Source organism: Streptomyces sp. NPDC127117 (genome assembly GCF_042677325.1).
Lineage (GTDB): Bacteria > Actinomycetota > Actinomycetes > Streptomycetales > Streptomycetaceae > Streptomyces.
On the sequence record NZ_JBHXTM010000045.1, the window covers coordinates 1 to 12028 of the forward strand.

Consider the following 12028-nt stretch of genomic DNA (forward strand, 5'->3'; position numbering starts at 1 on the left):
TCGAACATCGGCCACACCCAGGCCGCCGCCGGCGTCGCCGGCATCATCAAGATGATCATGTCGATGCGGCACGGCGTCATGCCCCGCACCCTCCACATCGACCAGCCCTCCACCCACGTCGACTGGACCACCGGAGCCGTCGAACTCCTCACCGAACCCCGCACCTGGGACCAACACCGACACCCCCGCCGCGCCGCCGTCTCCTCCTTCGGCATCAGCGGCACCAACGCCCACGTCATCATCGAAGAGGTACTGGCGGAGAACCCGATACCGGCAGTCGTCCGTACGGACACGTCGGCGCCCGTGGTTCCTTGGGTGCTGTCCGCGAAAACGCGATCGGCAATGGCCACTCAGGCACGGGAGTTGTACGCGAGGCTGCTGAGCCGACCGGACCTGAACACGCAGGACGTGGCCTACTCGCTGGCCACGAGCCGCAGCGCCCTGGAGTACCGGACCGCCGTCGTCGGCAGCGACCGGGCCGAACTGCTGGAAGGCGTCAAGGCGCTGGCGGAGCAGGGCATGGAGGCGGATGCCATCGGCGGCCGGGCACACCCCGGCAGCCAGGTCGGCTTCCTGTTCTCGGGGCAGGGTTCGCAGCGGGCCGGGATGGGCCGCGAGCTGTACGACACCTACCCCGTGTTCGCGGACGCCTTCGACGCGGTCTGCGCCGAACTCGACCGGCACCTCGACCAGCCGGTCAAGGGTGTGGTGTTCGGCGGGTCGGAGCTGATCGACCAGACCGTCTACACCCAGGCCGGGCTGTTCGCCATCGAAGTCGCCCTGTTCAGGCTGCTGGAGCACTGGGGCGTCACCCCCGACTACCTCCTCGGCCACTCCATCGGCGAACTGGCCGCCGCGCACGTCGCGGGCGTCTGGTCCCTGGAAGACGCTGCCGCGCTCGTCGCCGCCCGGGGCCGTCTGATGCAGGCCCTGCCCACCGGCGGAGCCATGATCGCCATCCAGGCCACCGAGACAGAAGTCCTGCCGCTGCTCACCGACAGCGTCTCCATCGCAGCCCTGAACGGCCCGGACTCCGTGGTCATCTCCGGCGACGAAGAAGCCGTACTCGCCATCGCATCCGGCTTCGGGAAGACGAAGCAGCTCCGCGTCAGCCACGCCTTCCACTCACCGCGCATGGAACCCATGCTGACCGAGTTCAAGACGGTCGCGGAAAACCTGACCTTCCACGCACCGAAACTCCCGATCGTCTCCAACCTGACCGGTGAAATTGCCGGTGAGGAACTGCTGACGGCCGACTACTGGGTGGACCACGTCCGCCAGGCGGTCCGCTTCCTCGACGGAGTACGCCACCTCGAAACCCAGGGCGTCACCACCTACCTCGAACTCGGCCCCGGCGGAGTCCTCTCCGCCATGGGCCAGGACTGCATCAGCAACGAAGACGCCACCTTCGTACCCGCCCTGCGCAAGAACCGCACCGAACCCGAAGCCCTCACCACCGCCCTCGCCGAACTCCACGTCCGAGGCACCCGCATCGACTGGGCCGCGTACTACGCCAACACCGGCGCCCAACGAGTCGACCTCCCCACCTACGCCTTCCAGCACCAGCGCTTCTGGCCCAAGGCTCCGGTGGCGGGTGGGCACCCCGGTGCTGCCGGTGAGGCTCCGGTCGCGGACTCGGCGTTCTGGGAGGCCGTGGCGCGCGAGGACCTTTCGGCGCTGGTGGGCGGCCGGGAGCTGACGGCCGACAGTCCGCTCAGCGAGGTGCTTCCGGTGCTGTCGTCCTGGCACAGCCGGCAGCAGCAGCGTTCGGTGGCCGACGGGTGGCGTTATCGCGTCACCTGGAAGCCCGTCCAGCCGTCGGGCGGCGTGCTGTCCGGCCGCTGGCTGCTGGCCCTGCCGGAGGCGCTGTCCGGCACCGCCGTCGTCGAGTGGTGCGAGCACGGGCTGAAGGCGGCGGGCGCCGAGGTCGTACGCGTCACCGGCGCCACCGATCTGTCCGAATACGCCGACGCGGCCGGGGTGCTGTCCCTGCTGGGCCTGGCTGCGGACGAGACCCTCGACGAGGGGGTCGCGCCCGGCCTGGCAGCCACGCTCGAACTCGTCCGGAAGTTGGGCGGGGCCGGGGTGGAGGCCCCGCTGTGGTGCCTGACGCAGGGTGCCGTCTCCACCGGGACGTCCGACCCGCTGCGCAACGCCGCCCAGACGCAGGTCTGGGGCCTGGGCCGGGTCGTGGCGCTGGAGCACCCGAAGCGCTGGGGTGGTCTGATCGACCTGCCCGAGAGCTTCGACGCCCGGACCTGGGAGCAGGCCGTAGCGGTGCTCTCGGGTACGTCGGGCGAGGATCAGGTGGCGCTCCGCTCCTCCGGCGTCCTCGTGAGCCGACTGCTGGCGGCCGCGGTGCCGCCCGGCGACCGCGAGTGGGCGCCACGCGGCACGGTACTGATCGGCGACGGCACCACGCCGCTCGCGGGGCACCTCGCGGGCTGGCTGGCCGGCACGGCGGTGGAGCGGGTCGTCCTGCTGGCCCCGGCCGGTTCCGCGCCAGACCCGGACGTTCTCGCCGAGCTGGGCGAGCGGGCCGTGGTACGGAACGTCGATGTGACCGACCGTGAGCAACTGACCTCCCTGGCCTCCGAGTTGGCGGCCGATGGCGCTCCGGTCCGGGCCGTGGTCCACACCTCGGGTACGAGCCACTTCGCACCGGTCACCGACACCGACCCGGCGCAGCTGACCGAGGCCCTGCGGGCCCGCGCCGCGGGAGCGGCCGCTCTGGACGCCGTGTTCGCGGAGACCGAGCTCGATGCCTTCGTCCTCTTCTCCTCCATCGCCGGTGTCTGGGGCGGTGGCGGGCAGGGGGCCTATGCGGCGGGTACCGCCTACCTGGACGGGCTGGCCCAGCTCCGGCGGGCCCGGGGCCTGGCTGCGACGTCCGTGGCATGGGGCCCGTGGGCCGGCGGCGACACAGCCGTACCGTCCGACGCACCCGGCGACTCCAGCGGCTCCACCGGCTCGGCCGACCCCGCTGACGGGAACGGTGAGGAACAGATGAGGCGGCGCGGGCTGCTCGCCCTGGAGCCGGCGCAGGCGCTCTCCGCGCTGGCGCGGGCGGTGGCAGAGGAGTCGCCGGTCCTGACCGTCGCCGACATGGACTGGGGTTCCTTCGCCCGCGCGTTCACCGCGCTGCGCCCGAGCCCGCTGCTGGCGGACCTGCCGGACGTCGCCCGGATCGCGGCGGACGCGGCCGCGAGCGAGGCGGAGAACACCGATGTCTCCGACGAGCTGCGGCAACGCCTCGCCGTCCTGCCGGAGCCGGAGCAGGAGGCCGAGCTGGTCGAGCTCATCCGCCGTCAGGCGGCCTCGGTGCTCGGGTACGCCTCGGTGGGCGACATCGAGGCGGGCCGGGCCTTCCGCGAAATGGGCTTCGACTCGCTGATGGCCGTCGAGCTGCGCAATCGACTCACCCGGGCCACGGGGCTGCGTCTGCCGGCGGGCTTCGTGTTCGACTACCCGAACGCCATCGCGGCCGCCCGACTGCTGCGCCAGGACATCTTCCGGGACGGCGCGGCGAGCGGGGACTCCCTGCTCACCGAGTTGGACAAGCTGGAGGCCTCGCTGGTCACCTCGGAGCCCGATGCCCTCACTCGTACACGGGTGGCGGTGCGACTGCAGGCGTTCCTCGCGAAGTGGCAGGGCGAAGAGACGGAGTCTTCGGCGGCGGAGGGCGGCGTGCTGGGGCAGTTGGAGTCCGCTTCGGACGACGAGCTGCTCAACTTCATCAACCGGGAGATGGGGCGGTAGTCCCCGACCCACCGGGTCGCCCGACCAGGTAGTGCGTCCGGGGCGGGGGGGGGGGGGGGGGGGGGGGGCGGGGGGGGGGGGGGGGGGCCCCCCCCCCCCCCGCGCGGGCCCCGCGGGGGGGGGGGGGGGGGGGGGCGCCCCCCGGTGCCCCCCCCCCCCCCCGGCGCCCCCCCCCGCTCCGCCCGTTCCGAACCGGATTTCCGTACGGTGTTCCGCCTCGGCTCGGCCCGGGTGTTCAGCCCCGGCTCGACCCGCCCTGTAGCCGTCGGCAGCACCCTTTAGGGCCTAGGTCCTGGCCTAGGGGTTACGCGTCGGCTAGATGCTCAGGGGGGCGCAGTGGAGCGGGACTGCCGTGAAGCGTTGGACGGTCTTGCACGGCAACTCGGCGAGTGCGCCGACGGCGCCGGTCAGCTCGCGCTGATCTCGGGGGGCCTGGCCGGCGGGAAGACCCGGCTGCTCCACGAGTTCTCGCGGTACGCGAAGGAGTCGGGGGCGCTGTATCTGACGGCCACCGGATCGCGGGCGGAGGACGATTTCCCGGTAGGGGGCGTGGATCAGCTGTTCCGCAACCCGGAGATCCCGGCCGAGGCCGCCGAGTGCGCCGCCCGGCTGCTGCCGGACGCTTCCGGGGCCACCGGGGCGGCCCTCGCCGTCCATGAACTCACCGTACGGCTGCTGGAACTGGCCAGACACCGCCCGTTGGTCGTCGGCATCGACGACATCCAGTTCGCCGACGAATTCACCCTGCGGCTGGTCCGGCATCTGCGACAGCGGATCGCCTCGGCGCGGGTCATGATCGTGCTGACCGAGTGGAGCTGGGCCCACCCGGCGATGACGCGTTTCCACGCCGAGATCACGCAGCATCCGCATCTGCGGCTGCGGCTGGCGCCGATGGACGAACCGGCCCTGCGGCGACTGATCGCGGAACAGGCCACCGACCCCGTCGCAGCGCAGTCCGCGCCCGAGTACGACGCGTCGTCGCTGCTGCGATTGACGGGCGGCAATCCGCTGCTGGCAGGGGCGCTGATCGAGGACCACCGCACTTGGCAACTGGCGCATCCCGGCGCGACGGCCGAGCACCCGGTGGTCGGTTCGGCGTACGCGCAGGGAGTGCTGAACTGCCTCTACCGCTGGGACGCGAGTCTGCTGACCGTGGCACAGGGGCTGGCCGTCCTGGGCTCGGAGCGGGCCTCGGCCCCGCTGGTCGCGCAGTTGGTCGCGCTGCCGGTGGACGTGGTCGAGCGGGTGCTGAGCGTCCTGTCCGCCGCGGGGGTGCTGGACGGTGTCCGGTTCCATTCCGTGGCCGCGCAGGCCGTACTGGGCACGCTCGCACCCGGGGAGCGGGCACGGCTGCACGCCACCGCCGCCGAACTGCTGCAACTCCGGGGCGCGGATCCGGTGACGGTGGCCGAGCAGCTGATCGCCTCCGCGTCCGGTTCCGCGTCCGGCTCAGGGCCGACTCCGGCCGCGGACGCGACTACGGATGCGGCTGCGCACTGGCCCGCGTGGGCGGCCGATGTGCTGCGCCGCGCGGCGGCCGAGGCAGCCACGGGCGACGATGTCGAGCTGGTGACCCGCTGTCTGGAACTGGCGCTGGACGCGACCGCGGACCCGGCCGAGCAGGAAGTGCTGCGGCGCGGGCTGTCCCGGGCGGTGTGGCAGGTCGATCCGGCGGCGTCCGACCGCTGGCAGGCCGCACCGCGCAGCGCGCTCGCGCAGGGTGCCCTCGCCGGGCGGGATGCGCTGCCGCTGCTGAAACAGGCCCTGTGGAAGGGCGACACCGGTACAGCACGCGCGGCCCGTGAGGCGTACGAGCAGCACGGTGCCGGCCGGGACGGCGACCGGTACGCGGAAGCGGAACTCCACCTCGCGTACCGCTGGTTCTACGGCCCCGGCACCGACTCGGGAACAAGCACGATCACGGGCCGGAGCACGGCCACCGGCACAGGCACAGGCACCGTCGGCGACCCGCACCGGGAGGATCCGTGGATCCGGGCGGTGCACGCCGTCGCGGAGGGTGCAGAGGGGGCGAACGCGAGGGGTGCGTTGCCCAGCGCGGAACACATTCTGGAGAGCTGCCGGCCGGGCGAATCCCTGCTGGAGGTCGTGCTGGCCGCGCTGTTCACGCTGATCGGCGGCAACCAGCTCCAGCAGGCCGGGGAGCAGACGGAGCGGCTGTACGCGGAGGCGCGGCGGCGCGGTGTGCTCACCTGGCAGGCCGCCCTCGGCACCGTACGGGCCGAGATCGCGCTGGGCAGGGGTGAGCCGGCGGCGGCGGCCGTCCGGGCGCGGGCCGCGCTCGACGTGCTGTCGCCCCAGGGATGGGGCGTGCTGCGCGGGTACCCGCTGAGCGTGCTGGTCTCCGCGCAGACGGCGATGGGCCGGCACACCGAGGCCGAGGAATCGATCCGCCAGATGGCTCCGGAGGCCATGCCTACCACGGTGTGGGGCCTGCGTTTCCTGAGCGCCCGCGGTCACCACCACCTGGCGACCGACCGGCTGCTCGCAGCCGTCCGGGACTTCCAGACCTGTGGCCGGCTGGCCCAGGAAGCCCATCTGGACCTGCCGTTCGTGCCCTGGCGCATCGGCCTGGCGGAGGCGCATCTGCGGCTCGGTCGTACGGTCGTCGCCCGGGACCTGGTCAAGCAGCAGTTGGGCCGGGCGCAGGCGATCGGCCCGCGCACCCGGGGGGTCTCTCTGCGGCTGCTCGCGGCGTGCGGCGAGCTGATGCAGCGTCCGGCCCTGCTGCGCAAGTCCGTGGAGGTGCTTCAGGCGGCGGGCGACCGGATGGAGCTGGCACGTTCGCTGGCTGACCTCTCCGTGGCCTGCCGCAGTGTCGGCGAGTTGGACGAGGCCCGTGCGGCCTCCTGGCGCGCGGCCCAGGAGGCGAAGATCTGCCAGTCCGGGTTCAGGGCAGCGGCGGTGGCCGATCCGGTGACGCATGCGCCGCGTGCGCCACGTACGCCACACCCCGGGTACGGGGCCGCGGTCCATGCCACCGAGCGGGGCGAACAGACCGCGGGCGCCGAAGGTATCCGTGGGGTCGGAGGTATCAGAGGTGCCGGTGGGGTCGGAGGTGTCGACGGTGTCGGTGATGCCAGAGGCATCGGCGATGCCGGTGATTCGGAGGCGTCGCTGCTCAGCGATGCGGAGAACCGGGTGGCCCTGCTGGCCGCCCGCGGCTTCAGCAACCGGGACATCAGCCAGCAGCTGTTCATCACCGTGAGCACGGTCGAACAGCACCTGACGCGGGTCTACCGGAAGCTGGGGGTCAGCAGCCGCCGGGCCCTGCCCACCCGTCTGCTGGCACCTCCCCTGCAGACTCTGTGAGTTCTCGTGGCTCTGTGAGTTCTCGTGGCTCTGAGAGTTCTCTTGGGGAACGGCCCCCGAGGAGTATCGACATCACCCTCAAGAACGCTTTCATGCCCGCTCGAACACCGATCGGGCATCGCGCCCGAGGAGCGGCCGACGGGCTAGCGTCACCATGACAGGATCCTCGCCCGTGGAACGGAGATCACGATGCGGTTCGGCGGCACCCTGCGGCTGTTCGTGTTCCCGCACGCGGGCGGCTCCCAGCTGATGTTCAACGAGTGGGCCCGGCTCTTCCCGGCGGGCTGGCGGCTGCTGCCGCAGGACTATCCGGGCCACGGTCTGTTGGCGGGCGAGCCGCCGATCGGTGACGCGGACACACTCGTGGACTGGTTCCTGGACCGGCTGTCCGAGGAACTCGACGACGCGGACGTGCCGTTCGCCTGCTTCGGGCACAGCATGGGCTCTCTGATCGCGTTCGAGCTGACCCGTCGGCTGGTCGAAGAGGGCCGCCGGCCGCCGGTGTGGCTGGGGCTGTCCGGGTGCGGGGCGCCGCGGCCGGGCCGGCCGGCCGAGGAGCCCGGCGAGCTGACCGACGCGGAGCTGCGCCGCAAGCTGATCCGGCTGGGCGGCACCCCGCCGCGCATCCTGGACAACCCGGAGCTGTGGAGCGTCTTCGCCCCCGTCATCCGCGCGGACATCTCCCTCGTACAGAACTGGCGTCCGCCGCAGGACGTGACGCCGCTGCCCGTGCCGCTCACCGTGTTCCACGGCGAGCAGGACACCACCGCGCCCGCGGGACCGCTGGAGCAGTGGGCGGAGTCCACCGATCACTTCCTCGGCGTCCGGCGCTTCGAGGGCGGACACTTCTACTTCCAGGACGATCCGGCGGCACTGGCCGACGCGGTCACCGCCGATGTGCGGGCCGGACTGGAGGCCCTGGCAGGCACCCCGTGACCGAGTTCCGCATCCTGGGACCGGTCGAGGTCCACGACGGCCGGACGGGGCGACGGGTCGTCCCGCACGGCACCAAGCAGCGCACGCTGCTCGCCGCGCTCGTCGTCGGGGCGGGACGGACGCTGACGGTCGACCGGCTGGCCGACGAGCTGTGGGGCGACGAGCCGCCGCAGCGGGCGGCCAACGCGGTGCAGGCCCATGTGGCCCGGCTGCGCCGGATGCTGAGCGACTCCGGCGACGGGGACTGGATCAGCACCGAGCCCATGGGCTATCTGCTGCGGCTGGGCAGCGCCACCACGGACGCCCAGCGCTTCCAGCGGCTCTCCGCCGAGGGCCGGGCCGTGGCCGCCGCGGACCCGGCGCACGCCACCGAACTACTGGGGCGCGCGCTCGCGGTGTGGCGCGGACCGGCGCTGCAGGACTGTCTGAGCGGGCCGCTGTGCGCGGCGGAGGCCGAGCGGCTGGAGGAGCACCGGCTGGCGGCCCTGGAGAAGCTGTACGAGACCCGGCTGCGCTCGGCACCGGCCGAACTCGATGACGTGACGGGCGAGCTGGAGCGGCTGACGTACGAGCATCCGCTGCGGGAGCGCCTCTATGACCTGTCGATGGTCGCGCTGTCTCTGGCGGGCCGGACCGCCGAGGCGCTGGGTGTGTACGAGCGGGCGCGCAAGGTCCTGGTCCACACGCTCGGTGTGGAGCCGGGCCCGGCGCTGCGTGCCCGGATGGAGGCGACGATCCGGCACTCGCCGTTCACGGACCTCGGCACGATGCCGCCGCACGGCGCGGCACACGCCACCACGCACGGCATTCCCGGCGGCATTTCCGGCACCATTTCCGGCACCATTCCCGGCGGCATTTCGGACGTGGCGGCCCTGCTCGATCTCGGCGGTACGGTCGCCCGGCTGCGGGAGCGCGTAGACGAGCTGTCCCGGGAGCAGGGCACCCTGCTGCGCCGGATCGACGAGCTCGCGGCTGCCGCCGGTGGCGGCGGCGCGCAGAGCCGGGAGTACGGCGGAGCCGCCCGACGAACGCGGGCGGCCCGGAACTCCCCCGCCGGGCAGGAGTCCGGGCCCGTGATCACGAGGCCCATGCCCCCGGCGGCGTGAACGGGGCGGGCCCGCGATGGCGGAGCGCCCGGACCGGTACGACGGCGGAGCCCCGGCCCTGCTCCCGTGTCTCGTTCTCCCGCGCCTCGCTCGCCAGCCGGATCCTGGCCGTGAGCAGCACGGCGAGGGCGGCGACCTCCTCGGCCGTCGGGTTTCCCCTGGAGACCCGGACCGACGCGGAGGCGAGTGCGGCGTCCGGCGTTCCGTCGTCGGTGACGGCCGGCGTCGCGTTCCCGGCGGCGTTCACAGCGGCAGGTTTCCGTGCTTGCGGCTGGGCTGCTCGGCGTACTTCGTACGGAGCATGTCCAGGGTGGAGATCAGCCGGGCGCGGGTGTCGGCCGGGTCGATGACGTCGTCGACGAGGCCGCGCTCGGCCGCGTAGTACGGGTGCATCAGCTCGGTCTGGTACTCCTTGATCTTCTGTCGGCGGGTCTCCTCCGGGTCTTCGGAGGCGTTGATCTCCCGGCGGAAGATGACGTTCGCGGCGCCTTCGGCCCCCATGACGGCGATCTCGTTCGAGGGCCAGGCCAGGGCGATGTCGGCGCCGATGGAACGGGAGTCCATGACGATGTACGCGCCGCCGTAGGCCTTGCGCACCACCAGCGAGATGCGCGGCACCGTCGCGTTGCAGTACGCGTACAGGAGTTTGGCGCCGTGCCGGATGATGCCGTTGTGTTCCTGGTCGACACCGGGCAGGAAGCCGGGGACGTCGATCAGGGTGACCAGCGGAATGCTGAACGAGTCGCAGAACTGGACGAATCGCGCGGCCTTCTCGGAGGCATGGATGTCCAGGACGCCCGCGAGGCAGGCCGGCTGGTTGGCGACGATGCCCACCACCTGACCGCCGAGCCGGGCCAGGGCGCACACGATGTTCTGCGCCCACTGGCTGTGCACCTCGAAGTAGTCACCGTGGTCGGCGATCTCCTCGATCAGGTCGCGCATGTCGTACGAGCGGTTCGGCTGGGCCGGCACCAGGTCCAGCAGGCTCTCGTTGCGGCGGTCGACGGGGTCGTCGAGGTCACCGGCCGGGGCGAGTTCGCGGTTGTTCGACGGCAGGAGGGACAGCAGGTGCCGTACATCCTCCAGGCAGCTCTCCTCGTCGTCGTAGGCGAAGGCCGCGACGCCCGAGGACGCGGCGTGGCTGTCGGCGCCGCCGAGGTGTTCCATGCTGACGGCCTCGCCGGTGACGGCCTGGACGACGTCGGGGCCGGTGATGAACATCTGCGAGGTGCCGCGCACCATGAAGACGAAGTCCGTGAGCGCCGGGGAGTACGCGGCGCCGCCGGCGCAGGGGCCGAGGATGACGGAGATCTGCGGGATGACACCGGAGTTGCGTACGTTGCGCTGGAAGATGCCGCCGTATCCGGCGAGCGCGGTCACGCCCTCCTGGATGCGGGCGCCCGCGCCGTCGCAGAGTCCGACGACGGGGGCGCCCGCGGCCTCGGCCAGGTCCATCAGTTTGTGGATCTTCTCGGCGTGGGCCTCGCCCAGCGCCCCGCCGAAGATGCGGAAGTCGTGGGCGTAGGTGAAGACGGTGCGGCCGTGGACCTTGCCCCAGCCGATGACGACGCCGTCGGTGTGGGGTTTCTTGTCCTCCAGGCCGAAGCCGGTGGCGCGGTGTCTGCGCAAGCCTTCGACCTCGTTGAACGTGCCCTCGTCGAAGAACAGGGCGATGCGTTCCCGGGCGGTCAGTTTGCCCTTGGCGTGCTGTGCCGCGGTGGCCCGCTCTCCGGGTCCGGATTCGGCCAGCGCCTGTATGGCGTGCAGTTCGGCCGTCCGCTCGCGCATGGTCACGACACGGTGGTCGTCGCGGCCCGCGGCGGCCGGGCGCATGCTCCCGGGTTCCGGGGCCGGCGCGGTCTTCAGCGGTTTTTCCTCGACGATGCTCATAGAGGCCCTTTCGACACAGAGGCACCGGATTCCGGCCGGTGTCGCGTCGTCCAGCATCGGCGCAGGCGCTACAGCCGGACTCGAATTCCGCACGGGAACGCCTACGGCTCCGGTACAGGACTGTCCGGGTTCTCCGGGTTCTCCGATCCCCCCGGGTTTCCCGGGTCGATCAGTCCGGAGACCATCGCCATGAACCCCTCGTCGAGCATGGTGGCGGCGGCGGTGTCCCGGGAGGTGTCCAGGCCGGTGTCGTGGCAGGCGATGCTGACCAGGTAGCGGCCGAGCACCGGGTAGGTGCCGAACTCCCACTCGCCGTGGGCGGCGGGGGTGCCGTCGGGGGCGAGGAGTCCGGTGTCGCCCGAGGATCCGGTGGCGAAGCCGAACGAGGAGAAGTCGAGCCGCAGGCCCTGGCCCAGGGCCTTGGTATAGGCCTCCTTCAGGGTCCAGAGCCGCAGCATCCCCGCGGTCTGTTCCGCCTCCGGGAGCGCGGCGAGCGTGTCCCGTTCCGCCGGGGTGCAGACCTGGTCCCGGAGCAGTTCGAACGACAGCCTGCGGTCCACGGGTTCGGTGTCGATCCCGATGCGCCCGGTGCGGCTGATGCCCACGGCGATGAGGTCGTCGGTGTGGGTGAGGCTCAGGTCGATCTGGTCGAAGCCCCGCAGGTAGGGCCGGCCGCCGACCTTGTACGCCAGGTCGAGCTGGGCGGGCGAGGTGCCGAGCGCGGCGGCGGCCGTGTACTTGACGGCCAGCCGGGACGCCACGAAACGGTACCGCAGCACAGGGTCGGCGGTCTGCCGGTAGCGCAGCCAGTCCCGACCCAGCAGCGGGCGGAGCACCGGGTCGGCGAGGGCGGCGGGCAGCCATTCGCCCCAGGTGGTGAACACGGACGCGTTGCCGCGCCGGGCCAGTCCCTCCCGTACCTCGTGCCAGGGCCCCGCGGGGCCGGTGGCGTGCACGGGTGCGGTGATGCGTCGTGCGGCTTCCGTGTCCATCGGCGGCCTCCTCGG

At 72.3% G+C, this 12028-nt stretch carries 7 protein-coding genes; 4 read left to right on the forward strand and 3 right to left on the reverse strand.

Going from position 1 to position 12028, the window contains the following annotated elements:
• The 4 genes from ACFVH0_RS30555 to ACFVH0_RS30570 form a co-directional block, all read left to right on the forward strand.
• Window positions 1-3759: acyltransferase domain-containing protein (locus ACFVH0_RS30555; protein WP_385825441.1), on the forward strand; the 3759-nt coding region annotated here is incomplete at its 5' end.
• Window positions 3760-4119: 360 nt separating this feature from the next.
• Entirely contained in the window at window positions 4120-7089 is a 2970-nt protein-coding gene (locus ACFVH0_RS30560; RefSeq protein ID WP_385825443.1) for a LuxR C-terminal-related transcriptional regulator, read from the forward strand.
• A gap of 189 nt (window positions 7090-7278) precedes the next feature.
• Window positions 7279-8025 carry a thioesterase II family protein gene (locus ACFVH0_RS30565; protein WP_385825445.1) on the forward strand — a complete coding sequence of 249 codons (747 nt, stop codon included), beginning with the start codon at window positions 7279-7281 and terminating at the stop codon, window positions 8023-8025.
• Window positions 8022-9131 (forward strand): BTAD domain-containing putative transcriptional regulator, encoded by a 1110-nt coding sequence (locus ACFVH0_RS30570; protein WP_385825447.1) that lies wholly within the window; start codon window positions 8022-8024, stop codon window positions 9129-9131. The genes ACFVH0_RS30565 and ACFVH0_RS30570 overlap by 4 nt, the downstream gene beginning before the upstream one ends.
• Here the strand turns inward: ACFVH0_RS30570 and ACFVH0_RS30575 are convergent.
• The 3 genes from ACFVH0_RS30575 to ACFVH0_RS30585 all read right to left on the reverse strand — a co-directional run bounded on the left by ACFVH0_RS30575 (window position 9103) and on the right by ACFVH0_RS30585 (window position 12013).
• Window positions 9103-9378 carry an acyl-CoA carboxylase epsilon subunit gene (locus tag ACFVH0_RS30575; protein WP_385825449.1) on the reverse strand — a complete coding sequence of 92 codons (276 nt, stop codon included), beginning with the start codon at window positions 9376-9378 and terminating at the stop codon, window positions 9103-9105. The genes ACFVH0_RS30570 and ACFVH0_RS30575 overlap by 29 nt on opposite strands.
• Window positions 9375-10964, reverse strand: a complete 1590-nt coding sequence (locus tag ACFVH0_RS30580; RefSeq protein ID WP_385825530.1) for an acyl-CoA carboxylase subunit beta — start codon at window positions 10962-10964, stop codon at window positions 9375-9377. Before ACFVH0_RS30580 ends, ACFVH0_RS30575 begins: the two co-directional genes overlap by 4 nt.
• Window positions 10965-11122: 158 nt before the next feature.
• Window positions 11123-12013: a 4'-phosphopantetheinyl transferase family protein gene (locus ACFVH0_RS30585; protein ID WP_385825451.1), complete on the reverse strand. Its 891-nt coding sequence runs from the start codon at window positions 12011-12013 to the stop codon at window positions 11123-11125.
• Between the last annotated feature and the right edge of the window lie 15 nt (window positions 12014-12028).

Coding starts and splice junctions, on each gene's coding strand:
- ACFVH0_RS30565 (WP_385825445.1), top strand. CDS start 7,279: ATGCGGTTCGGCGGCACCCTGCGGCTGTTCGTGTTCCCGCACGCGGGC.
- ACFVH0_RS30585 (WP_385825451.1), bottom strand. CDS start 12,013: ATGGACACGGAAGCCGCACGACGCATCACCGCACCCGTGCACGCCACC.
- ACFVH0_RS30580 (WP_385825530.1), bottom strand. CDS start 10,964: ATGCGCCCGGCCGCCGCGGGCCGCGACGACCACCGTGTCGTGACCATG.